The following is a 25,802-nucleotide window of genomic DNA, read 5'->3' as shown; positions in this document are numbered from 1 at the left end:
TCGGTCATTAGATCCTGAACAGATTTTATTTGATGGTTGAGCAGATGGTTTGTCGTTGGTTTGAAGGCGTAGCGGGCTACGTCGAGAACAAACGAGAAACAAGATGCCAACAAGAAAACGAAAGATGACAGGAAGTTATCTTCTCCATAACAATCTGCACTATCACGGTCTAATGACCGATTGGGGTTCAAGCGTGTGCTGCACCATATAGCGCATTAAACAGGCTAATGCGAATGTAAAGCTAAGCATAAAGACAATCAAGATGTACAACGACAGCTTCAGAAGCATCGACCTAAAAACAAGAAGCACCCCACCTCTAATGTAGAGATGGGGTGCGATATGCACGAGACTAGCTCGTGATGTTGTGATGAGTTAGCACGAGGCTAAACTTATTTCACTACTTGCTTCTTACCGTTTACAACGTAAACACCAGCAGGGAGGTGCTTCGTGTTGTTCACACGTACACCAGAGAGGGTGTAAACGCCAGACTTAGCAGTTGCGTCGTTGAGAACAACAACACGACCGAGAGAAGTGATAGTAGCTTCAGCTTGAATTGCAGCATCACCCTTCTTGTCTGTCTTAGGCATCTTATCGAAGTAACCAGTGTTAGCAGAAACTCCTTCGTTTTGGATAGAGAGGAGCACGAGGCTGTGGTCACCATTGAAGATACCGCTATCTTCCTTCAAACGAGTGTTTTCGAAGACAGGAGTCAAACCATTTACAGCTTCTCCTGGAGTGTGAGTAGGATTGAGCTTAGTGTAATCCTTATTCACTTCCTTAGTAGGATAGAGAGTCACGAAATTGCTTTCGTTCTTCTCAGCAGGTATATAAACATAAGCTTGACCAGCCTTAAGCGTTGTACCTTCAACATCATCAAGTTGGATATAAGAATCAGCATCTTGACCAATTACAGTGAAGAACTTACCATTATCAGCATCAAATTCAGCACTTACAGGAAGAGTGATGATTTGAGTTACCTTAGCTTGAACATACACCTTGAAGCCATTATCAGGATCAAGAGCATTTTGGAGTTGTTCAGTTGCAGGGAGGAACTTGAAGGCAGAGTTGTCTTGACCTTCAGCAGAGTTCCAAAGCACGAGGTTGTCAGACTCAGCATTTACATAGATCTTCTTAGCTTCTGCATCTTCAGCCTTGATCACAAAGTTGAAGCAACCAGGAGTCTTAGCAAATACAACGTCGAAGGTATAGGGCTTTTCGCTCTGAGTCATCATAGCTTGACCTGACTTAGGAGCAGCGTAGAGACCAGTGTAGACGTTCTTGAGAGTGTAACCATTGTCCACCTTCTGAACATCCCAGTATGCACCGAGAACAGAAGAGAAACCAGGTTCGTCCTTATAAGCACCCTTGACATCAGGATCACTGATACGACCCCACATCTTCAAGTGACTTTCGCGTGAAGAGTTGATAGCAGTCATCATGCGACCTTCACGAGTCTTTTCTGCAGATGCACTTTGGATGCGGTAAACACCAGCTGCAGGCATGATGAGTTGCTTAGCAAACTCTGCAAGACCTGCGTTGAGTTCAGCGAGATAAGCATTGATTTGATCTACGTTAGGAGCCTTAGTCTTCACTTGAGCTTCGAGCTTAGTCTTCACAGAAGCAATAACTTCAGCAAGCTTAGCCTTAGCACCATCCTTGTAGTAACCAACGTCAGTTCCTTCTACAGATGACTTAGAAAGCTTTTCTGCTTCAGCGAGGGCATCAGTCACACGCTTAGGTTCGGGATAGTTCTTCAAGAATTGTTCGTAAGCCTTTTGGAGGGCGTCGATACTTTCTTGAGTAGCCTTTTCAGCCTTTACTTCTTCCTTCAACTTAGCGATAGCATCGGTGAGAGCCTTCACGTCTTGAGTAGGAACAGAAGAGATGAGAGAGTTAACTCCGTCAAACTTACCTTGGTAAACACGGAATTCAGAACCGTGGAAATAAGCATTACCGTTAGGCTTGTCGCTATTGTCCACACGAGTCACAACTTCCAAACGGAAGTTCTTGTAACCTTCAGGCACTTTGAAGTAAGCGTAACCAGCAGCATTCTTCTTAGTAGCGCCGCCAACTTCAATATCATAAGGATAGCTGAAGGTAGCAACAGAGAGAGAATCCCAACCTTGCTTCTTCCAAGCATCGTAGTCAACAACGACGTTGCCGTCTTCACCAACTACATCAGCGCCAGCCTCGTCCTTCTTGTTATCCTTATTCTTATCGAGGGCTGCATCGTCTTTAGCACCCCAAAGAGTAACCTTAGCAGGAGCACCATTGTTGTTGATGCTACCATTAGAATTGATACGCTTCACCCATTTGAGGTAAAGTTCTTTTTGAGCTTCACCAAGTTGGAATTGGAGGAAGTGGCTACCAAGCCAAGCATCAGCACCATTGTGCCAAGAAGAGTGGAAATAGCTATTAGCATCGCCATCAAGGAAAGCTCCGATGTTTTGGCCTTCATCCTTGTCAGCCATAGGAGACTTGAGCTTATCAGCTTCAGTAACGAGACCAGGTTCATCGGTAGAGAAGTCACCAGAGTTAGCCTTTTCAAGACGTACACCATTTCCGTCTACAGCCATGTAAGTGTAGCCTTTGTCGAGAGCAGCTTGCGCTTGGTTCACAAGTGCATTGGCCTTATCGTTGTTGATGCCTTGCTTAGCAACGCTAAGGATTTTATCAACCTGTTCTTTTGTGATCGTGCGAGCATAGAAAGCAGAAGCAGGAGCTTGCCAATCCCAAACTACGACACGCTCGTGGTCACCACCAGGGTGCAAGCCACCAAATTCCCAAAGGTCTTTAGCTGCACCTTGGAAGCCTTTACCTCTCCAAAGTTTAGGAGAATAGAAAGTAAAGAAGCCTGCTTGGCGGATGTTAGCTACGATGTTGTAAGAAGCCAAAGGCTTGTCGCTCATTTCTACCGTTTGGTTGAAGCCTGCAACTTCTGATTCGTTGATGTAACGATCAGTTTGCATGTTCTTGAAGAAGAAGAAACCAGGATTTGAATTATCCTTCTCTACCTTCCAGATAAACTTCAAAGACTTGTGGTTAAGCTCATCCTCTTTCTTGTAAGTGGTGGTACCACCCTTGTAGGTCCAGAGCAAACGCTTAGCACCGTTCTTCACAGCACCTTCGTCATAGAGAGCACCACCGTCATAACCAGTTTCCTTATGAGCACGGTAAGACTCTACGATGTAGTAACCTTCGGTCAAGGGCTTACCAGATGCCTTGAAATCGTCATAAGCCTTAGGAAGATCTTCTGCGAGCTTGTCCATCTCGTCTGCAGTGAGAGTCACTTCTTCATCTACAGCCTTCTTAGCCTTAGTGTAAAGTTCTTTAAGAACCTTATACTTAGCAGCATCGTACTGACCGATGTCATTACCCAGCACATAAGAATCCTTCTTAGTTGGATCTACTAAGTCTTCGATGTTGAAACCTTCGCCGAATGTAGCATCCATAACGTTGTTGAGAGATGCCTTAGCATCGTTCTCTTCAACTGCGAAGATGTTCCAAACGTTGTTGTTGTAGTTGGTACCCTTACCTACTGAAAGGTTGCCTGCTTCATTGGTGAGGAAGAAGTTGAATTCTGCATCTTGCTCCTTCTTCTTGGGGTTCTTAGACTGGTAAGAAACAATGACCACTGCATCGTTGCGATCTGCGAAAGTGAAGGTGCTCAAGTCGAACTTGTTGACACCACCATTTTCAACCATAGATTCGCGAACATAAGCATCCTTACCCTTGAGCACGATAGTGGTGTCATCACCATTATCCTTCTTTGTCTCCCAGTTGTAAGTATGCTCCCTTTCTCTTTTCTCAGCACTTTTTACGACTACTTTCCATGCACGGTTAGTAGAAGAGGTGTAGAATGTTGTATTGCCTGGAGCAGACACATATTGGTCTTTGGTCTTGCCAGATACCTTCAAGTAGTAAACTTGATTGTCCGCTGCATCTTTGACTCCCTCAACGGGAACGAACTCAAAGACTCCATCGGGGGAGAGGTAAGATTTCTCGGTGAAGGACGTACCTTGGAGGTAACGGTTGCTTCCACCCGAAGAAACAATACCTTGCAGGGCATACTTCTTGCCAGCTTCAATCTGGGTCACAGCCTCTGTGGTGGGCGACCAGTTACGAGCTGACAAATTAGTCACACCGACGAGCACAACGGCAGCCGAAGCGAGCAATTTGTAAACCTGTTTCATTGAATGATTAAATTAAGAATTAAACGATTGTTTGGGATTTGCTTTAGAAAAATAGGCATGGGGTACAGACGCATTTTCCCAAGTTTTACAAAATGCAAAAACTCACTCTTTCACGAAAGCACGACATATCTGCCGACAAAGGTATAAAAAAAAAACTGGACATAGCAGTTTTGGGGGAGAAAAAACGCCTATGATAATGTTTTTTCAACTCCACACGGCAAAATCGCACTCAAATGACGATTTTTCGCCTACTGCCTGTCCATTTTTATAGAAATAATATTCACATTCGTGGCACAAGTTGCTTATCTTATTCACAAGTTTATGCACGACACAAAGGTGAAGCTATCCATTCACACGCTTAATAATCTGCGCAGCATGCTCCTTAGTGCGAATCTGACCTGGGGTAAAGATGCTTTCTACTTTCCCTTCTTCATCAATGAGGAAGGTGGTGCGCAAAAGACCTATAGTAATCTTACCATAACGATTCTTTTCTCCCCAAACTCCCATAGCATTGATGAGTGTCTTCTCTGTGTCGGCAATGAGACGGAATGGCAACTGGTGTGCTTCAATAAATTTCTGATGACTCTCTACACTATCAGCACTTACGCCGATAACTTCATATCCCAACTGAGTGAGATCACTATAATGGTCGCGAAGAGAACAAGCCTCTGCTGTGCAACCTGGGGTTTGGTCTTTGGGATAGAAATATAGAATAACTTTGCGACCTGCATATTCGCTGGTGCGCACTTCTTGACCATTCTGATCAATACCGAGTACTTCGGGGAGTTTGTCGCCGATATTCATATTAGACGTTAGAGATTAGAGATTAGAGATTAGATGTTAGAAAATAAAAATTAGACATTAGAGCCTAGACGTTAGACATTAGAGAATAGATGTTAGACATTAGAGAATAGATGTTAGACGTCAGAGAATAGACTGTAGATGTTGGGAGACTGACTTTAAGGAGACTGAGGTCTGAAGAGAACCAAGAGTCACCACATCTCACAGCTTCCGAAAAAGACATTCCCCAACTTGCCGTGCAAATCGGGGAATGATGTAGAATTACCTCCGATGGAGGCTATGTATTAGTCTTCGTAGGGTACGAAATCTTCCTTCGTAACACCACAGATGGGGCAGCACCAATCTTCTGGAATGTCTTCAAATGCAGTGCCTGGAGCAATACCAGAATCGGGATCTCCCTCAGCGGGATCGTAAATATAGCCACAAGGCTCGCAAAGATACTTTTGCATAGTTGTTCTATCGTTAAATTGTTAAGTTTATGTTGAGATAAAGGAGGAGTGCCCGCGACGGCAACTCATAACCTTCACTGCAAAGTTGGAAAAATATTTTCATTCTCCCAAATGTTTTCCTACAAAAAATCGCAAACTTATGTCGTTTGCGATTATTTTATCACTTGGGGTTAAGATTTTGAGCTTATATCTCTCCTAAGACGTCGTTTTTTTCGACTTAAACGATGGAATTCCTAAGCACGATTCTACTTTCAGGCCCCATATTAAAGAGGAGGTCTACGATACTTAGATTCGGAAGAAAACCATGACGTTGAGCAAAGACTTGATAATAGGGCGCAGGACTAAAAGTAGTATCGAACCGATAGTCTATCTTGGGACGGATATTCTCACGAAAATCTAAGAACTTACCTATTGAGGGGGATTGTTTTTTATTATACTCATCTAGATCTCCCAAAATTCCCTCTGAAAAAGAGGGGGCAGTTGATGCACTCTCACAGAGAAAGCTCATCACATCTTCATCTCGATGGCCCTCATTAACCAACTTCCCTTCATCGTCCAACATCAGATACTCGTCTTGATTTACGATTATCTTAGGATGAAGATCGAGTAGTTTGAGCACCAACCGCTGAAGGTCTGCATTGAAATCTACTAGATACTCGTACTCACCTTGATAGATGGCGGAAAAATCATCAGCAAAATACTCAAAGAAAGGTGTGCGATCATAAGCTGCAACGAGGGCATTCCAATGAAGCTGTCTCCAACGATTATGATCAATAATGCGCATGTCTCGGGTGGGCGTCTTATGATCGCCACCCAACTCCTTACGCCCTTGAACGGGAATGGTGAGTGATTGCACACCATCGGCTGTGGCTATGACACACCGATTGCGGAAAGTCTGTTTCACATAGTGTTCACTGCGTTCTTCTATAACGCAGGGCGCAGAAACCAGTTTTGTATAATAGTGAACAGGTGCGAGATAAGCCGAGGTAAGAATCGGAATCATAGCAATATCGTAGGTATAAAAATAAGTATGGGATGCACTTCCTTATCTTTAATAAGCGGTGCATCCCATTTCTTTTTTAATCTATGGAGAGTAGCAACAACGTTGCTCCTACCTAAACGTGAATTTATCAAGCCTTGGGGTGATACTTTCCGACTATTGAATATCACCTACCCACTTAAAGGTGCGATTCCATCGGATTTTGCCATCGAACAAACCATAGTCGGAATCAAGGGAGAGCCACACCATAAGAGGTTTGCCCACAATATGATCTTCAGGAACAAATCCCCAGAATCGGGAGTCGGCAGAGAGGTCACGGTTGTCACCCATCATCCAATAATAGTCCATCTTGAAGGTGTAACTATTAGCTACCTTGTCATTGATAATGATTTTATCGTCTTTCACCTGCAATTTATTGCCTTCATAAATGGCGATGCAACGTTCATATAAGGGGAGATTCTCAAGCGTGAGCTGAATAGTTGCCCCTTTTTGTGGAACCCAAACAGGACCATAATCAGAAGTTGTCCAATTCTTGGCCATATTGAGCGGAAAGAGCCAGTGATTCCAGCTAGGTTCCTTACCATCAATCGTAGCTACCTCGGGATGCTGCTTGAAGTAGTTGTAGAGTTGAGCAGTGAGCGGCATGCTAATAACCTGGCCATCTGTTGCACGAGACAAGTCTTCACGCGTTACGCCATTATCTTTCAAGAAATCTACGCTAGGAGCTTGCTTGAAACGCACGTTATAGACGAGCTGCATGTGTTCTGGTCGAGCTTGTTTCTTACCATTCACATAGATGTCGTTGTTTTTGATTTGGAGCGTTTGGCCAGCTATCGCCACACAACGCTTAACATAGTTCTCACGACGATCAACAGGACGAGAAATTATTTCTCCCACTTCTGCATTTTGCTTGAGTATCTGCTGCCCTATACCATAAATCTTGGCAAAGGCTGCGCGTTGCTCTTGAGGAGAAAGCGAGTCACTGGGTTCGTTGATACCGAGCGCCTGCGCACCCGTGGAATACACAAGCCCATAATAGTCTTGATTCTGGAAGTTGCTGGCTACGGTGTCTCCCGAAGGATAGTTGAAAACCACAATGTCTCCCACCTGCACTCGTCCCAAGCCTTTGACACGACGGTAATCCCATTGTGGCCATTCGATATAGCTCTTACCACCTCCTAGCCACACTGGAAGGTTGTGCTGAGTGAGGGGCATCGTGAGGGGAGTTTGTGGAATACGAGGGCCATAACTTAGCTTAGACACCAGGAGATAATCCCCAGTCAACAAAGTCTTCTCGAGCGAGGAAGAGGGGATGACGAAGTTTTGGAAGAAGTATTGATTGATAAAGTAGATAGCCACGAGTGCAAAAACAATCGCATCCACCCAACTCATCACCGTTCTCACAATGGGGTCAGGACTAGTGCGCCACCATCCCCAGTTGATTTTACGACTGATGTAGAGATCATAGATGAAGGGCACAACAAGGAGTCCCCACCAAGACTCAACCCAGAGAAGGAAAAGAAGATAAAGCGCAGTAACCACTCCAAAGAGTACCCATTGACGGCGCGTGACTTTAGGCATTTTGAGCATAAATCAAGGATTTATGATGGATAGTAAGGAAATAGAAGGTAGAATCTTTGGCAACGAAGTCCTACTTTTTGCAAGCATCATCTGCAATCTGCAAGACTCCCATAATAAGATTCACACATATTATTCTAGAAATTGAAGAGATCCTCAGCAGTGAGCCAACCTTCGTGCTTAGCCACATATTCAGCAGCAAGAACAGCACCTAGAGCAAAACCTTGTCGCGAGTGAGCATCATGGGTGATGCTGATGCAGTCTGCCAACGAATCATATTTCACCGTGTGAATACCAGGCACCTCATCACGTCGGATAGCATCAATGCGAAGTGCATCAGGAGCGTTCTCTTGGCTACCTGTTATCGTGCCATCAGCTTCCTGCACCTCACCTTTCGTCCAATGCGTCTTGCGCTGCATGCGATCCACGATTTGTTCAGCAAGCGTAATGGCAGTGCCCGAAGGAGCATCCAGTTTGTGAACATGGTGAGTTTCTGTCACGCTCACTTCGTAGTCAGAATACTGGTTCATGATATGCGCCAAATACTTATTGACCGCACCAAAGATAGCAACTCCGAGGGAGAAGTTAGAAGCCCAAAGAAGGGTCTTTCCTTCGTTCGCACAAGCAGCTTTGAGTTCTGCTTCATGCTCAGCAATCCAACCCGTACTTCCACTCACCACCTTTACACCTTGCGCCCAAGCCTTTTGCAGATTGCCATAAGCCGCAGTGGGATTTGTAAATTCGATGGCTACTTCTGCCGAACGAAAGGCTTCACTCTCGAAGTCATTGACATTATTGACATCAATGATCGACACAATCTCATGGCCACGCTGTTTAGCGATGTCTTCAATCATGTGCCCCATTTTGCCATATCCTATGAGTGCTATCTTCATATTTTGCTGATTTATCTGCTTATTTATTATAGATTCAAGGACAAAAATACAGTTTTCTGCCGACTGTCGCAAATCTTTCTTTGATTTTAGCCTGAATAACTACGTAAAAATTTCTCGCAATACCTCCCAGCTCTTTAACTCTGGCAAAGAGGGAATATGTAGTCTATAATAGGTAAGAATGAGTTCTAGAATGCGATTTCGCTGCGTCCGCGTGAGTTGAAAAAGATGCATCGTTGAAAAATTCATACGCAAGAGTTGCTCGAAAGCTCTAGCCTCATCACCATATATATAATATGCGTGCGCGGGCGCGCGTGAGACAAACTCAGCTGCCATAAGGTCAAAGAAAGGCAATCCTGTGTCCGACGTATTCGGAGCAATACCTAAGAACTGCGCCAAGCGCATGAGAAAGAGCAAATGGAAATTAGCAAAACCCTCCTCCGCGGTATCCAACCATGTGAGACTATGCAAGAGATAATCGAAGAAAAGCTCGCCAGACTGTTCGTGACGACAGACCTGCAACAAAAACTCTGCGAGAAAAAGCGTGATTGCAGCCTTTATGGGAGATGTATGCAGCGAACTCCAAGGTTGCGACACACGAGCCGCTATCGGTCGCATCAACTTAGCACGTGGCTTTTCTTCCCATTGCACTTCCAGCACAGCCATCGGCTGGAAAATCACATGCCGCACTTTGGCTCGCGGAGCATGAGAAATACGCACCACGAAAGAAACCCTTCCATAATTTCGCGCCAAGCCTTCCACAATGAGTTGGTCGTCGCTATATCGAAGTGCGTGAAAAATCAGTATTTCGTCGTCAATAATCATATATAGTCGTCAATAGTCATATCTATCTTCATCTTTCGCCCTCAAAAGAGCGTTTCTTTTCAACGAAGACAAAGGTACATTGAAAAGTTGATTTAGGCGAAAGTCCAAAGAAAAAAGGCTCTTTTATGGGCAAAAAACGAGGAAAACAAAGAAAAAACGCGCAAAAACGAAAAAAAGTCGGAGAAAGACTTGGTAGTTTCAGAAAAAGTCTCTACCTTTGCATCGCAATCGGGAAACAACGGCACACTTAAATGATGCGACGCTGCCCCACATGCACGGTCCCTTCGTCTATCGGTTAGGACGAGAGATTTTCATTCTCTAAAGAGGAGTTCGACTCTCCTAGGGACTACCAAGTAATCGAAGTGGGGAGTTCTGCAAAGAATTCCCCAATTCTTTTACGTTCGCAATGGCTACGTCTGAAGCAGCACCGTCGTGAGACGTTCTAAATTCCTCCTGCTGAAGAGTGCCGGCAGTCAATTCTAAGTTTTAATCAATCAAACAACTCCATTTCACATGGCAAACCACAAATCTTCGGTAAAGAGAATTCGTCAGACCGCCACTCGTCGCTTGCACAATCGTTACTACGCTAAGACTATGCGTAACGCAGTTCGCAAGCTCCGCGCTACTACCGACAAAGCTGTAGCAGTTGAACTTCTTCCTAAAGTACAGAAGATGCTCGATAAGCTCGCTAAGACGAACATCATCCACAAGAACAAGGCCGCTAACATCAAGTCTAGCCTCATGCTTCACGTAAGCAAGTTGGCTTAAACTTCCGCCTTCTTTAATTAGAATTTAAAAGCCGTTCCTATCAAAGGAACGGCTTTTTTGCGCTTTATGCCCTGACTCTCTTTAGACCTAAGGCTTAGCAGCGACTTTCATGGCCAGGGGTGAATTAAAAGCCCTATACTATAAAACGGAACTCCCCCTGTCTAATCCTTGTGTCTATCTCTCACACTTAATTCAAGTGGATAAACAGGAAGAAAACTCCATCCAAACTCAACCACAGCCCCCCATTCTATCGCAACACCACCTTCCTCTACTGCACAAATCGAGAGGCAGCTCGAGACACTTGCTCCACAATATACGCCTCTAGCTCTGGTGCATCGACAATCTCAATATCCTCAAGGAGCCCCATCACAAAACGCCCCACACCCTTCATCGAACAAAACTCATCCACCCATAACCAATGTGAATCGTCTTCTTGAGTCAATCTGCGCTCTGCCTGCGGATACTCATCGAGCAGCACACTCTTCGCCAACACTCCAAGACGCAACGTCACCAATGTCGTACTTTCTCCTGAAAAGTGAAACAAATCGACCAACAGCGGGCGATGCTCATCTCGATAAGTCCAACGCAAATCCACCATTTCCACCGATTCCGCTCGGGAGAGATTAAAGGTTTTGTTCGTACGCGTACTAATTTCAAAGCAACGCACATCCCGATTACCAGGTAAGAAAGCATAAGGCTCGACATAGCGATCACGCTTCTGACTGCGCGAAGAACTATATCCGCGCAACACCACAATACGCTCCCCTTCGATAGCCTCAAACATAGTGCGGATGTTGCGACCTGTCACCTCGTCCACATCAGGCGGAATAAACAAGCTCTCACTCGTAGACCGTTCCAATTTCTCACGCAACAGCCGAGCCTGCACCGAACTATTCGGCACCGCTGTAAGAATCTGTCGGAGGGTCAGCACCTCGTCTGGCGTAAAATGCAAAAAAGAAGTCACTCGTTTCAAGAAAGGAGCATCAGCTCTCAGTCGGTAGCTATGCCTCTGCTGCTCAAGAGTCAACCCCACCCTCGGAAAGGTCTCCAACAAGCGATACACCCTTCTAGGATGCAAATGACTGCGTTCGGCCATTTGAGCCACAGTCAAGAACTGACCTTCAGCTAAAATTTCTGCCAATTGCAAAGCACGAGTAAGAGAGTCATATTCCATAGCACAATGATTTGAGTCACAAAATCAAAAATAAAAACATCTACACCGCCTCAAAGCAAAGGGTCAATGCGCAAGCCGACATAGCAGATACTCTACAAAGCTACGAAAAAAGAATGAATATCAAGAGATTGTACCAGCAAAAGCCGAGTATCTCAACAGAAAACCGTACCTTTGCAGCGTGTAAAGCACGACAATGAGCTAAACGGACGAGACAACAATGGTGTTGCGCAGTTCAAGAGCAGTCACAGACACTCCCCTATTTTTGGAGTTAAGCCGAAATATTGCGCAGGATTGATTGGAATCAATATGGCTAACGCGCCCAAACGCTTATTGTTGTTCTCAAGTTTGGTGTTTTTTCTTCCATAGCAGAGCCTGGTTGCAGTGCTCCCCCTCCGCGACTTAGTGGAGACAATTTGGGTGAAATCGGAACAGAACGCTCCGATCTATTATTTCTTACGAGAAAACACCGTAGTTTCTCATTTATTTATCCCCTTTACTCCTTGAAAAGTTTTTCAGAACTCGGTTTGCGAGAAGAACTCCTCACCGCGATTAGCGAGATGGGCTACGAAAACCCCACTCCCGTCCAAGAGGCTGTGATTCCCGTCCTCCTCCACAACCCCTCATTCCCCAACACATTTATTCCCACGGCTAACGATAGCGAACACACTTCTGAAGAAGCATCAGTAATGTCTGAAGAAGCTTCAGCTATTTCAGCAGAAGGTGCCGATATCACAGAGGCTGCCGAAGAAAGCACCGAAGTCATCGCAGAGATGACCGCCGATGCCGACTTCGACACCGAAGCACTTGCCGAAAGCCAACGTCATCGCGACATCATCGCTTTGGCACAAACTGGCACTGGTAAGACCGCAGCTTATGGTCTTCCCGTTTTGCAAAATATCAATCCTAAAGACCGCACCACCCAAGTCGTCATCCTCAGTCCCACACGCGAACTTTGCTTGCAAATTGCCGATGACTTGAAAGACTATAGCCGCTACATCGACGGACTCCACGTCGTAGCCGTTTATGGTGGTACGAGTATTGAAGGACAAATCCGTCAACTCAAAAAGGGTTGCCAGATTATTGTAGCCACTCCAGGCCGTCTCATCGACTTGATGCACCGCAAGGTAGCGCAACTTCACAGTGTCCGCAACATCGTCCTCGACGAAGCTGACGAAATGCTCAACATGGGCTTCACCGACAGCATCGACGAGATTCTTGCTGCGCTCCCCGAAAAGCGTCAGACTCTCCTCTTCTCTGCCACCATGGGACCAGAGATTGAGCGCATCGCCAAGAGCTATCTCAAAGACTACCAAGAGATTGTAGTCGGTAGCCGCAACGAAGGTGCAGAACACGTGAATCACACCTACTATCTCGTCAAGGCACAAGACAAATATGCAGCCCTCAAGCGCATTGTCGACTACTACCCCCGCATCTATGGCATCATCTTCTGCCGCACGCGCCTCGAAACTCAAGAGGTAGCCAACCAGCTCATCAAAGACGGTTATAGCGCAGAAGCGTTGCACGGCGATTTAGCCCAAGCCCAACGCGATTTGACGATGCAGAAGTTCCGCCAACACCGCACCCAACTCCTTGTAGCTACCGACGTTGCCGCACGTGGACTTGATGTCAACGAACTCACCCACGTCATCAACTACGGTTTGCCCGATGATGTCGAAAACTACACTCACCGTTCTGGCCGCACCGGTCGCGCAGGCAAGCGAGGCACATCTATCTCCATCATCCACATCCGCGAAAAGGGCAAAGTGCGCCTCATCGAACGCGTCATTGGCAAGAAGTTTGAAGTCGGCATCCTCCCCGAACCTCAAGAGATTTGCAGCAAACAACTCTACAAAGTCATCGACGAACTCGAACACACCGAGGTGGACGAAGAGCAAATCGCTCCTTTCCTCCTCGAAGTGATGCACAAACTCGAGTGGTTGAGCAAGGAAGAACTCGTGAAACGTCTTGTACAAAACGAGTTTGGCCGCTTCCTTTCCTACTATGCCAATGCTCCCGAGATCGTACAGCCCACCGATCGCCCCGACAAAAAGGGTGAAGCCGCTGCAGAACGTCGCGCACAGCGCAAAGAGCGCGCCAAACAAGGAGGTAGCACACAAGAAGCAGAAGAAGGCTATAAGCGTCTCTTCCTCAATTTCGGTAAGAAAGACAACTTCTTCGCGCGCGAAATCATCAACCTCGTCAATCGCTATGTCAAGGGCAAAGTAGAGATTGGTCGCATCGACCTCCTGCCCACTTGTTCCTTCTTTGAAGTGCCCGAGGAAGATGCAGAACTGGTGAAGGCCAAGATGGCGAAAGCCAAAGTAGGTGAACGCCGTGTTGTCGTAGACGATGCCGACCGCAGCGATGCCGACCCAAGCCAACGTCTTCGTGGTCGCGAAGGTAAGCGCGGAAAATCAGAACGCAGCTACGAGAAATCAGACCGCAACCGCGACAAATCAGACCGCTACTCAGACCGCGGCACAAAATCCTACGGCAAAGGAAGTCGCAAATCCGACCGCGGGGGCTATGATGCCAAACCCTCATACAAGAAAGGCAAAAAGGGTGGTTACGACTCTTCCAGCAACCGTCAAGACAGTCAATACAAAAAAGATGACTGGATGCAATTCTTCAGTCGCTAATTTCAACCAAAGTGGTGAATTTGCTTCGGCATTTTCACCACTTTGATGCATTTTCGGGCAGCCCAACAACAGAGGCATCACCTAAAAGTAGGTAGGTCAAGATCCCCAATCACATAAAAGTAGGTATGCCCTAGAGCAAAAAAGCCAACAATATAGACATTTCATAGCGTTATTCTCCGACTCACCACTGTGTCAGTAGCAAAAAGAACTCATCAAAATGATGAAAATCAAAGAGGTTCAACCACCATAAACTCCATTTTTGCAAATTTGAAATTACAAAACAACGTGATTTCAGGATTTTCGCTCACTACAACTAGTGATTTCGCCCCTACTCTCATAGTGGATTACACAAAATCACTGCAAGTGAGTATTGTGCAAGGTTCAAAAAGTGTCTACCTTTGCAGTGCAATCTGATAGCAAGGCCGCTTGGTTCAAATCAAGCTTGTTGCCCATCAGAGTAAGAATTTAAATTGTTATGTCTATGTTCGAAAGATGGCCGTCTTCAGTGGAAGATGGCTACTTTCGTTTTATATAGGGTAATCACCACTCTTCCACCAGTTCACGGCTCATCCCGATAGCTACTTTCACGCATTTAGCTCGTGCACGTCCTTTCAACTTTCGTAACTAGCAATTTCAAACTAGAATTTACGCGAAAAGATACAAAACATTTGTTCCAATGGCAAGGAATCATTATTTTTGCAACAATAGTAGTACGTTTCTGTCTCGAAACGTCACATTTTTTGTCCGTGAGTTCTCCTATAATTAGAACAAACGATTCCCTATCTAAAGTTTTCTCCCGAGAAACACAGACACCTCACCCATTATTCCCATAGTACACGTATGAAGAAAATGCTCTGCACCCTCGCACTTTTGTCGGCTTTCGGCACTAGTTTCGCACAACGCTTTGTCCTTGAAGGAAAAGCTTCACCAGGCGTAAAGACTGTCTACTATAAAAATCTTCAAGGTTCTGGAGTTGACTCTCTCAAAGTGGATGCCAATGGTAAATTTTCACTCTCTGGCACAGCAGACAACAAGCCCTTTATCCTCCTCACTGAGAAAAGTGGATTTGACAATGCCATTGCTGCCGTACTCAATGGTGACGTGCGCGTAGACTTACCCACCAATACTGTGAGCGGTACAACTGAAAACCATCTGCTCAACGAAGTGCAGAGCAAAATCACCCCACTTGTACCTCAGATTTTGGGCTACACTCGTGAGCTCATGACACTCAAACAAGCTGGAAAGACCGAGACTCAAGAGTTCAACAAGCTCTATGAACAATACCTGCAAGATCTCGGCAAGATTTCTTCTACTGTCAAACAAAGCGTAAAGACTCATCCAGAGGCGATGTACAATGCTGCCCTCGTCTACCAATATCTTGGAGTGATGGAAGAAAGCGATATCAAGGAACTCATCGCCAGCAAACCAGCTTGCTTCCAAACCGACCTCCTCAAGCCCATCATGGAGCAACTTGGTAAAGAGGTGGAACTTGAAGCTCTCCGCGCACCAGGCAAGGATTTCACCGACTTCAAGATGGCCACTCCCACTGGCGCAATGAAGTCTCTCTCTAGCTTCGTCAAGAACAATAAACTCACCCTCGTAGACTTCTGGGCTTCATGGTGTGGCCCATGCCGCAAAGAGATGCCCCATGTGAAGAAACTCTATGAAGACTTCCACAGCAAGGGTTTGGAAATTGTGGGTGTGAGCTTCGATGAGAGCAAAGAGGCTTGGACAGGTGCCATCGCTAGCATGGGTCTCAAGTGGCCTCAACTCTCCGATCTCAAAGGCTGGCAATGCGAAGCTGGACAAATCTACGGTATCCGCAGCATCCCTGCCACTCTCCTTATCGACAAGCAAGGTAAAATCGTAGCCTTCGGTCTGCGCGGTGCAGAACTCGAAGCTAAGGTGGCCGAACTCCTCAAATAATAGCGAGAAGTTTTTCTTGATTGCTTCAGCAAGCAACGCCTTCCTGACTCAAGACTTCTGAAATACTTCTCATTCACTCCACTAAAACTACACGATGAAACATAAACTCACCCTTCTCCTACTCACCTTCGTGGCTAGCATACTCTCTGTTGCGGCACAGGTGACCTTCAACGTGTCGTACAAGCGCGTTAGTCCCACTGAGATTGACATTGTCTTCACAGGTAAAATGGACAAAGGTTGGCACGTCTATGGTGCCAACATAGGCCCTGGTGGCCCAACGGCTGCCACTTTCGGCACAGACAACCTCAAAGGAGTTCGTCTCGTAGGCAAACTCAAAGAAGGCCCTGGTTTGAAACACAAACAAGACCCCATCTTTGACATGCCTGTCACCTACTTTGAAGGCTCAGCACTATTCACTCAGCGCGTAGAACTCCTCGAAAAGGACTACAGCCTCAAAGGCTATCTCAAATATGGTGCCTGCAACGATGAGAACTGCTTACCACCCACCAGCGTGGACTGCTCCGTGAAAGGTGCCGATGGCCCTGCTAAGTCTGCCGCTGCTGATAAAAAAAAAGCAGCAGAAGAGGAAGCCATAGCAGCAAACAACGCTGATAACGATCCTATTGACGGACTGGTAGACACCATCTCTGTCACTGGCGAAAGCTCAGATCTCCTTCCTGAATTAACAGCCAACGAGGCTAGTGTAGCCGAACTCGATAGTGCTACACTTCGTAAGATTTACGAGCCTTCTATCGAGGCACTCAAGGCTTTTGGTGATGGCAATCACTTGAACCAAAGCCTTTGGGTCATCTTCGGGCTGGGATTCATCGGCGGTCTTATAGCACTCGCCACTCCCTGCGTGTGGCCCATCATCCCCATGACGGTGAGCTTCTTCCTCAAGCGCAGTGGCGATCGTCGCAAAGCCCTTCGCGATGCCTTCACATACGGCCTCTCCATTGTGATCATCTACGTGGCACTTGGCGTCATCGTGACTTCCATCTTCGGAGCCTCAGCTTTGAACGACCTCTCCACCAATGCCATCTTCAATCTTCTCTTCTTCGCCATGCTTGTAGCCTTTGGTGCTTCGTTCTTAGGCGGGTTTGAGATTACCCTCCCTTCCAAGTGGAACAACGCCATCGACTCTAAAGCATCCAGCACCACTGGTTTGCTGAGCATCTTCCTCATGGCCTTCACCTTGGCTTTGGTGAGCTTCTCTTGCACCGGTCCCATCATCGGATTTCTCCTCGTGGGTGTCAGCACCTCTGGCGGTGGCGCCATCGCTCCCACCATCGGCATGCTCGGTTTCGCCATTGCACTGGCACTTCCCTTCACCCTCTTCGCTCTCTTCCCCACCCTCTTGAAGAAGACCAGCCGTGGCGGTTCGTGGATGAACAAGATCAAAGTGACCCTCGGTTTCTTGGAATTGGCGTTCGCCCTCAAGTTCTTCTCCGTAGCCGACTTGGCTTATGGTTGGCGTTTGCTCGATCGCGAAACCTTCCTTGCCCTTTGGATTGCCCTCTTCGCCCTCTTGGCTTGCTATCTCTTCGGATTTATCAAGTTTCCCCACGATGATGAAACAGAGCGCAAGACCACCGTGCCTTCCTTCTTCCTTGGCATCGCCTCTCTCGCCTTCGCCATCTACATGATTCCTGGCCTCTGGGGTGCACCCACCAAGGCTGTCAGTGCCTTTGCTCCTCCCATGAGCACACAGGATTTCAACCTTGATGTGGTGAAGGTAGAAGCCAAATTCACGGACTACGAAAAGGGTATGGCTTATGCTCGCCAAACGGGCAAACCTGTGCTCCTAGATTTCACCGGATTTGGCTGTGTCAACTGCCGCAAGATGGAGACTGCAGTATGGCGCGATGCACGAGTACGCGACCTCATCAACAAGGACTATGTGCTCATCTCGCTCTATGTAGACGACAAGACCGCACTTCCTGCACCCATAGAAGTGGAAGAAAATGGTAAAATCACCACTCTCCGTACCGTAGGTGACCGTTGGAGCTATCTTCAGCGCAACAAGTTTGGTGCAAATGCTCAGCCCTTCTACATTGCTCTCGATGGCGAAGGTCAGCCCTTAGGGCCTAGCCGTAGCTACAACGAGAATATCTCGGAATATGTAGACTTCCTCAACAACGGCATCAAGGCCTACAAAAAGACGGCAGAATAGAGACCGTCTGTTCTTCACTCGAATATATCAGATTGAGTTTGTTCCCCCATGATTGGACTTTCCAGTCATGGGGGATTTTTGTGCCCTCTTCCCTAGAAATCCCCATTTCTGGAAAAGTCTCCCATACTTCGATTTTCCGCTACTTTTTCTAGCAGTGGCATGCTCCATCAACTAATGCCCTCTACACATATAGGGGTAGATATCTCCCCTAAGTGAGAAAAAACAGCAAAAAAGTGACGAAAAAACTTTGAACACCCATAATTTTGCAAAATGTACTTAGCAAAATAAATAGATAAATCCCTTTTATCGGACATCACGAATTCAATCCATTCTTCCAATCCCTTTCTCCCCCGAGAAAGAGTCTTTCCCAAGCCGATGCTCACGCGCGCACGTACACGCGCCTTCCCTGGGATTTTGAACAAAAAACCTTCACAACCTTCACACCCCCGCTCTAAAAGCTAGAATTTCAGATTTTGCAACACTCCCTTCATTTTCCTCCCTATTTCGCCCCAAAAATGGCAACAAAAAGACGACTTTCAGCGCACACTGTTAAAAAGTGTCCGAAAACCCCTTGTATATCACTAGATATAAGGAAGTTACAAAGATTTCTGTGAAGGTTGTGAAAGCAAAAAGTGAGAAATTGGTGTAGTGCGCGCGTACGCGCACGCGTGAGAGAGCTATTTTCACAAATCGTCAGACTTTGTCTTTTGCTCCCTCTCCTTGCCCTGCTCCAAAACGTCGGAGACTTTTGAAATTTCGTGGGAGAAAATCTCTAAAAACTAGGAGAACTTTTTCATTTTCTCCAACAGTTTGATGCCATGCTTCGAGAAATTCTACCAACTATGATGGTGTCCCTTAGCCTCTCCACCTAGACCTTCTGCGCTGTTCTTTCTAAAAAAAGAGCAAGACAATCATTATTTAAGCTGAAATGATTATCTTTGCCTTGGAGACTTTTTTAAAAAGCCACAAATCGGCACTACTTATTGTACTCCTTAATGGGGAATCCCCCCAAAAAACGACCTTTCTGAAAAATCCATCTATCATGAAAAAGAAACTCATCTTTTTGGCTATCAACTTCATCTTTTCCTTATGGATTCATGGACAATCTCAAGATAGCATAGCGCATACTCTACTGGTGGCAGACTATGACTATACCTGTCATACCCTCAACGCCCAGGGAAGAAAAGTCGAAGTGAAATATGGGATTACGACCCAAATAGCTCAACACCTGGCTTGCACCATGGGCTACAAGCGGCACAAGAGTGAAAACGACAAAAGCGAACAATTGCTGTATGTACCCACCACTTGGCAAAACTACCCACAAGGGCAAATAACCTCAGTGGAAACTATTCCTCCTTATCAATATCTTACTACTGAAAAGATGCCATCCATGAAGTGGCAGCTTCTTACTGATCGCGACACGGTTTGCGGCTACATCTGCCAAAAAGCAGAAGCCCAATATGGTGGAAGAAAGTGGGTGGCATGGTTTACTGAGCAACTCCCCAGCCATTTTGGGCCTTGGCGACTCCAAGGTCTACCAGGATTGATTTTACGGGCTGTGTCGGACGATGGTATTCATCATTTTGAGTGTCGCAAGGTAGAGGCTGTCAAGGAAAAGGTGAGCTATATTGTGCCAGAACGCAGCATCAAATGTGGGCGCAACAAATTTGTCAAACTGCGCAATCGATTGTTTGGCAACCCGAATTATCTTAGTAACCCAGCTTACTACATCAAAGCAGAAGAAATAGAAAGTGTTACGGTTATGAATGGTACTATGATGATAGGTACTTTGCCCATAGACATGAAACCTGCCCAATTTCAACCATTAGACTTCTGATTAGGCATGATGCAAAGACTCTTGTTGGCGATGCTCTTGACTTTAAGTCAATTCACAGCTTTTGCTCAGTCCCTCCCCACAAGTATAAAGGGGATTGTGCGCTGCGGAAAAACTCCTGTGGAAGGAAGCATCGTGGCTCTGCTTCAACCTTCCGACTCTTCGGTAGTAGCCTATGCAATGACCAACAAACTAGGCTACTATCAACTACAAACGACAACCTCGCTTAGTGAGCTCTTGATTAAGGTGACAGGATTTGGCATTAAGAGGCAGCTATCTCCCATTAAAAACCAAACACAAACTTTCGATTTTTCAGTCGAGAAAGAAGACATCAAGTTGCGAGAAGCTGTGGTGAGATCGCAAAAAATGTGGAGCAATAGAGATACCCTCAACTATCTAGTTTCGGCTTATCTCAAGGACTATGATCGAACTATTGCTGATGTACTCCGCAAGCTGCCAGGCATCACCATAGAAGACAATGGCAATATAAAATATCAAGGCACTCCCATCAACCATTTCTACATTGAAAATCTAGATATGCTGCAAGGTCGCTATAACCTTGCTACACAGAGCATCAAGGCGGAAGATGTGGCCACGGTACAAGTGTTGGAGAATCACGAACATGCCCATGCTCTACGAGATCAAATGCCCTCTGCCAATGCTGCCATCAATCTAAAGCTCAAGAATAAGGCCAAAGGCATTTGGAGCCAATCGGTCGAAGTAGGGAGCGGTGTTTACGGTGAGGGACTGCTATGGAAGGGAACCGCACGAGCTATGTACTTTGGCAAAGCTCAGCAACACCTCTTGCAATACAGCGGCGACAACATGGGGCATGGACTCAATGCTGCATTAGTGCACTATGGGATTTCAGCTAACACTAACCGGCACATGATGGATTTGGTGAAACACGCAACTCCAGCCATCGGTAATAGCTGGTTGGGCTACCAACATGGGCTACATCTCAACAATCTGGCAAAGCTCACAGACAGTGCAACTATAAAATATAATTTCAATTATGGCTACAACCTATCGAGAGGAAGCTCTTTCGCACAAACTCGTTATCTATTGCCTGATGCCTCACAGTTGTTGCTCCGTGAAAACATAGCCGACCGCACGCACACACATACGGCTGATTTACAACTCACCTACGAGAAGAATCTCCAACGCCACTATCTCAATAATTCGCTCTCCATTTTCGGACAATGGGAAGAAGGGAAAGGGGAGATTCTATCTGAGAATAGAAAGTCTGTACCACTATCATTAGGGACTCCGAAGGCTACGGCTATCCAACAAGCTCTGCACTATCGATCACTAGGGCTGCTCAATCGCACACGCTGGGTGCATCGCACCTCTAAGGGAGGAGGATTTGAATGGAACTCCACCCAGAGCTTTTCATCATCTCCTCAGGCACTCACCATCGGTGGCGACATGCGGGCAAGACAGGACGTGGATTTAACCACAATTTCCACGTCAAACAAGGTGGAACTACTACAAAACCTCCGCACCCAAAATTGGACATTGTCTGGGACGGCGCATTTTGATGCAACCTATACGACAGCCACCACTTCTCTATCACACCCCGATGCGCTCATCGCTCCTAATGGACACTTGACTCACATACAGGCTATCGTGGGTGTTGGCCCAGTGGTCAACTACACCAAAGGGAGTTTTCAATCTACGCTGAAACTTCCCTTTACCTTTCACTACACAGCTTTAGACAATAGCCAGATTGTCGAAGAAACCACTGATGCTCATCGTCTACAAGCGAGGTGTCTTCCTTCATGGTCATTATTATGGAAGATTACAAACGAGACGACTCTCAACGCTAAAGCAGACTATGCTGCGCAAGAAACGAGTTGGGATAGATTATTGACGGCCAATGTGATGCAGAATTACAAAAATTTGTCTCGCTATCGTGCACTACTCCATGACAACCACAAGGCGAGTGCACAGTTTGACATGGCTTATAAAGATCTTTTCAACGGTTTCTTTGCACATCTTAAGGGCAATTGGAATCGCATGTGGAGCAACATCGCCTATGGCACTACCTTAGATGCGCAGGCGCATACGGTGGTTGAAGCTGCCTACAGTCCTAATCATAGCCATCAATACTCAATTACGGCTTATGGGCGCAAAGATATAGATTGGCAAACGCTTCAATGCGAACTATCAGCTACTGCTGGTCGAGGAGAAAGGGGAATGCTGCGGCAATCATCGCTCCTCACCTACCACACCACCCATTATGCACTGAGAGGTGCGCTCAGTTTTGACCTCTTCAATGGCTGCCGTATGGACTACAATGCCACATGGCAACACCATCGTTCAAAGGCTACTCTCCACACCTTCACTACTAGTGATTTAGAACAACGCGCACACCTCCATCTGAGGCTTTGGCCTTCGCGCATGTTTCTAAAGCTACATATCAGTCATACACATAACAATCATTTAGGAACTGAGCAGAAAGACTTTTATTTTATAGGAGGGGAACTGAAATTTAAACTATCTAAGTCAATAGAACTACATCTCAATGGGGATAATCTCTCTAACACGCGCTCATTGATCACGCATTCGCTCGAGGAACTAGAAGAAGTTCACACGATTTATCATCTCCGTCCATTGTCCATCACCCTCACTGCTCACATCAATCTTTAGGCAAAGCCGAAAACTTAAAAATCAATCTCCTATAATGCACACAACGCAGCCCCCAAAAGGAGCTGCGTTGTCGTATTTCAACAGAAAAAAGCTGAAGTAACCTTTAGCCTAATTTGGCGCGGAGATTCTTAAGCATATCTGTGGTCATGGTGTCGAGGTCGAACTGAGGTTTCCAGTCCCACTCTGCACGAGCGGCAGAATCGTCGAGGCTGTTAGGCCATGAGTTAGCAATAGATTGCTTGAGCGCATCCACTTGGTATTCCATTTCAAAGCCTGGCACTTGCTTTTGGATGGCAGCGAGGATTTGGTTAGGTTCAAAGCTCATGGCTGCGATGTTGAAGCTATTGCGGTGAATGAGACGATCGGGGTTGGCTTCCATGAGTTGTACGCAAGCATTCAAAGCATCGGGCATGTACATCATGTCCATGTAGGTGCCAGCACCGATGGGGCAGATGAACTTTTCGCCCTTCACAGCAGAATAGTAGATATCAACTGCATAGTCTGTGGTGCCGCCTCCAGGAGGGGTGACGTAGGAGATTAGGCCTGGGAAACGCACTGAACGAGTGTCTACGCCATACTTGCGGAAATAGTAGTCGGAGAGCAGCTCAGTGGTCACCTTAGTGACTCCGTAAATGCTACGTGGACGCTGGATGGTGTCTTGTGGAGTGTTATCAGCAGGGGTCTCAGGGCCAAAGCAAGCAATGGAAGAGGGAGTGAAGACAGAGCAACCGTTTTGGCGCGCTACTTCGAGCACGTTCCAAAGGCCATCTACGCCAATCTTCCAAGCCAACTGGGGTTTGCCTTCGGCCACTACAGAAAGCAGGGCGGCAAGGTTGAACATTGCATCAATCTCATACTTCTTCACTACCGCATCCAAACAAGCAGCGTCAGTGACGTCGCAAATGGCAGCAGGGCCTGATTCGAGGAGTACACCTTTGGGCTCAGCACCCTTGATGTAGCCACACACCACAGCATCATTACCGTAAATGCTGCGTAGTTTCATGGTGAGTTCAGAGCCGATTTGCCCAGTGGCACCAATGACCAAAATCTTTTTCATTGAGACTTATTTGTGATAAAATATGAGAAGTGTGAGATATTGTCGTGCTTTCTGCCTTAAAGAGCGCAGAAAGGATGAGCATATTTCATTTTTGCAAAGGCAAAGTTACAGATTGCCCATAAATATTCAAAAGAAAATACGGCATTTTTTTTCAGAAATCCGCTCATTCTTAGGAAATATGCAACTTTTATGCAATATATTCCTTCTTTTCTTTGGCAAAAATAGGATACATGCAAGATTTTCCCAGGAAGAGGGGGCGATATCTAGAGATTTTCATTACCTTTGTCACATCATTCAATCAACCAATGTGACGGAGTGTTCCGCCCAATCTCAAACTATGTACGGTAAATTTCAGCAACACCTCCAATCTGAGCTAGCTGCCATCCGCGAAGCTGGCCTCTACAAGAACGAACGTCTCATCGAAGGTCCTCAACAAGCCGAGATCAACGTGGGCGGAAAGACAGTGCTCAACTTCTGTGCCAACAACTATCTTGGCCTTTCCAATCATCCTCGCCTCATCCAAGCGGCAAAGGATGCTATGGATGCCCGTGGTTATGGCATGTCTTCTGTGCGTTTTATCTGCGGTACGCAAGATATGCACAAGGAGCTTGAAGCGGCTATCTCACGTTTCTTCAAGACAGACGATGCTATCCTCTATGCTGCTTGCTTCGATGCAAACGGTGGTGTGTTTGAACCTCTGCTCACAGCAGAAGATGCCATCATCTCCGACGCCCTCAACCATGCTTCTATCATTGATGGTGTGCGCCTTTGCAAGGCTAAGCGTTATCGTTATGCCAACGCAGATATGGAAGATCTCGAACGCCAATTGCAAGCTGCACAAGAGCAACGCTTCCGTATCATCGTGACTGATGGTGTGTTCTCTATGGACGGCAACGTGGCTCCCATCGACAAAATTTGCGATCTCGCAGAAAAGTATGACGCGCTGGTGATGGTAGACGAAAGTCACTCTGCCGGTGTCGTTGGTGCTACTGGTCGTGGTGTTTCTGAATTCTTCAACACTTACGGACGTGTAGACATCTACACAGGTACACTCGGTAAAGCTTTCGGTGGTGCTGTGGGTGGTTTCACTACAGCACGCCAAGAGATTATCGACATGCTCCGCCAACGCAGCCGTCCTTACCTCTTCTCTAACTCTATTCCCCCTTCAGTGGTGGGTGCGGGCATCGAAATGTTTAAGATACTCGATGAAAGCAATGAGATTCACGACCGCCTCGTAGAAAATGTGGAGTATTTCCGTACAAAGATGTTGGCCGCTGGCTTCGACATCAAACCTACACAAAGTGCTATCTGCGCTGTGATGCTCTATGATGCGAAACTTTCACAAGACTACGCTGCACGTTTGCAAGATGAAGGCATCTACGTGACTGGTTTCTACTATCCAGTAGTGCCCAAGGGCGAAGCGCGCATCAGAGTACAAATCTCTGCTGGTCACACTCGCGAACATCTTGATCGCTGCATCGAGGCTTTCGTAAAGGTGGGCAAAGAACTCGGTGTGTTGAAGTAAACCCCAATCGGTCATTAGACCGTTATAGTGCAGCTCGATATTGAGAAGATAACTTCCTGTCATCTTTTATTTTCTTGTTGGCATCTTGTTTATCATTCGTCCTCGACGTAGCCCGCTACGCCTTCGAGCCAACGACAAAGCATCTGCTCAACAATCAAATAAAATCTGTTCAGGATCTAATGACCAATTTGGGGTAAACAATCACTTTCTACACTGAGAAGAACGATTTTTCTTCTCATTTACTATAATTATTCAGCCCAGTAACCGTTTAGTTGCTGGGCTGAATGCTATTTCTCAGTCGAGACTTCCTTGCTCCGT

At 46.3% G+C, this 25,802-nt stretch carries 16 protein-coding genes and 1 tRNA gene; 8 read left to right on the top strand and 9 right to left on the bottom strand.

The window, feature by feature from the left end; genetic code table 11:
* Positions 1 to 389: 389 nt before the first annotated feature.
* From HMPREF9999_RS03755 to recO, 7 genes are all read right to left on the bottom strand, one after another.
* Positions 390 to 4,193, bottom strand: a complete 3,804-nt coding sequence (locus HMPREF9999_RS03755; protein WP_009437057.1) for a hypothetical protein — start codon at positions 4,191 to 4,193, stop codon at positions 390 to 392.
* 342 nt (positions 4,194 to 4,535) lie between these two features.
* A complete protein-coding gene (bcp, locus tag HMPREF9999_RS03750; RefSeq protein WP_009437054.1) occupies positions 4,536 to 4,997 on the bottom strand; it encodes a thioredoxin-dependent thiol peroxidase in 462 nt (153 codons plus the stop codon).
* 281 nt (positions 4,998 to 5,278) lie between these two features.
* Entirely contained in the window at positions 5,279 to 5,443 is a 165-nt protein-coding gene (gene rd / locus HMPREF9999_RS03745; protein WP_009437052.1) for a rubredoxin, read from the bottom strand.
* Between the two features lie 217 nt (positions 5,444 to 5,660).
* Positions 5,661 to 6,446 (bottom strand): WbqC family protein, encoded by a 786-nt coding sequence (locus HMPREF9999_RS03740; protein ID WP_009437051.1) that lies wholly within the window; start codon positions 6,444 to 6,446, stop codon positions 5,661 to 5,663.
* A 153-nt stretch (positions 6,447 to 6,599) separates the two neighbouring features.
* Complete coding sequence (locus tag HMPREF9999_RS03735) at positions 6,600 to 8,024, bottom strand: S26 family signal peptidase (protein WP_198144616.1); 1,425 nt, start codon at positions 8,022 to 8,024, stop codon at positions 6,600 to 6,602.
* 134 nt (positions 8,025 to 8,158) lie between these two features.
* A complete protein-coding gene (gene dapB / locus HMPREF9999_RS03730) occupies positions 8,159 to 8,914 on the bottom strand; it encodes a 4-hydroxy-tetrahydrodipicolinate reductase (protein WP_044063037.1) in 756 nt (251 codons plus the stop codon).
* Between the two features lie 99 nt (positions 8,915 to 9,013).
* Positions 9,014 to 9,736 (bottom strand): DNA repair protein RecO, encoded by a 723-nt coding sequence (gene recO / locus HMPREF9999_RS03725; protein ID WP_009437047.1) that lies wholly within the window; start codon positions 9,734 to 9,736, stop codon positions 9,014 to 9,016.
* A gap of 277 nt (positions 9,737 to 10,013) precedes the next feature.
* Here recO and HMPREF9999_RS03720 point away from each other — a divergent pair.
* Together HMPREF9999_RS03720 and rpsT are read left to right on the top strand one after the other, a co-directional pair.
* Positions 10,014 to 10,088: transfer RNA gene (locus HMPREF9999_RS03720), tRNA-Glu, on the top strand.
* Positions 10,089 to 10,249: 161 nt separating this feature from the next.
* Complete coding sequence (gene rpsT, locus HMPREF9999_RS03715; protein WP_009437045.1) at positions 10,250 to 10,504, top strand: 30S ribosomal protein S20; 255 nt, start codon at positions 10,250 to 10,252, stop codon at positions 10,502 to 10,504.
* Between the two features lie 268 nt (positions 10,505 to 10,772).
* Here the strand turns inward: rpsT and HMPREF9999_RS03710 are convergent, their stop codons facing one another.
* A complete protein-coding gene (locus HMPREF9999_RS03710) occupies positions 10,773 to 11,678 on the bottom strand; it encodes a helix-turn-helix transcriptional regulator (protein WP_009437044.1) in 906 nt (301 codons plus the stop codon).
* Between the two features lie 500 nt (positions 11,679 to 12,178).
* On the opposite strand from HMPREF9999_RS03710, the gene HMPREF9999_RS03705 reads away from it, so the two are divergent.
* The 5 genes from HMPREF9999_RS03705 (at position 12,179) to HMPREF9999_RS03685 (ending at position 22,902) form a co-directional block, all read left to right on the top strand.
* A complete protein-coding gene (locus tag HMPREF9999_RS03705; RefSeq protein WP_009437042.1) occupies positions 12,179 to 14,317 on the top strand; it encodes a DEAD/DEAH box helicase in 2,139 nt (712 codons plus the stop codon).
* An 840-nt stretch (positions 14,318 to 15,157) separates the two neighbouring features.
* Positions 15,158 to 16,243, top strand: a complete 1,086-nt coding sequence (locus HMPREF9999_RS09920) for a TlpA disulfide reductase family protein (protein ID WP_009437040.1) — start codon at positions 15,158 to 15,160, stop codon at positions 16,241 to 16,243.
* Positions 16,244 to 16,337: 94 nt separating this feature from the next.
* Positions 16,338 to 18,416: a protein-disulfide reductase DsbD family protein gene (locus HMPREF9999_RS03695; protein ID WP_009437039.1), complete on the top strand. Its 2,079-nt coding sequence runs from the start codon at positions 16,338 to 16,340 to the stop codon at positions 18,414 to 18,416.
* Between the two features lie 1,042 nt (positions 18,417 to 19,458).
* Positions 19,459 to 20,253 (top strand): GLPGLI family protein, encoded by a 795-nt coding sequence (locus tag HMPREF9999_RS03690; protein ID WP_157049598.1) that lies wholly within the window; start codon positions 19,459 to 19,461, stop codon positions 20,251 to 20,253.
* A 6-nt stretch (positions 20,254 to 20,259) separates the two neighbouring features.
* Positions 20,260 to 22,902 (top strand): hypothetical protein, encoded by a 2,643-nt coding sequence (locus tag HMPREF9999_RS03685; RefSeq protein WP_009437033.1) that lies wholly within the window; start codon positions 20,260 to 20,262, stop codon positions 22,900 to 22,902.
* Positions 22,903 to 23,005: 103 nt separating this feature from the next.
* On the opposite strand, the gene HMPREF9999_RS03680 is transcribed toward HMPREF9999_RS03685, so the two are convergent.
* A complete protein-coding gene (locus tag HMPREF9999_RS03680; RefSeq protein ID WP_009437032.1) occupies positions 23,006 to 23,959 on the bottom strand; it encodes an NAD-dependent epimerase/dehydratase family protein in 954 nt (317 codons plus the stop codon).
* Between the two features lie 337 nt (positions 23,960 to 24,296).
* On the opposite strand from HMPREF9999_RS03680, the gene kbl reads away from it, so the two are divergent.
* A complete protein-coding gene (gene kbl / locus HMPREF9999_RS03675; RefSeq protein WP_044063036.1) occupies positions 24,297 to 25,484 on the top strand; it encodes a glycine C-acetyltransferase in 1,188 nt (395 codons plus the stop codon).
* Positions 25,485 to 25,802: the final 318 nt, after the last annotated feature.

It is taken from the genome of Alloprevotella sp. oral taxon 473 str. F0040, from assembly GCF_000318095.2.
GTDB lineage: Bacteria > Bacteroidota > Bacteroidia > Bacteroidales > Bacteroidaceae > Alloprevotella.
This window is presented reverse-complemented; position numbering and strand designations above follow the sequence as displayed.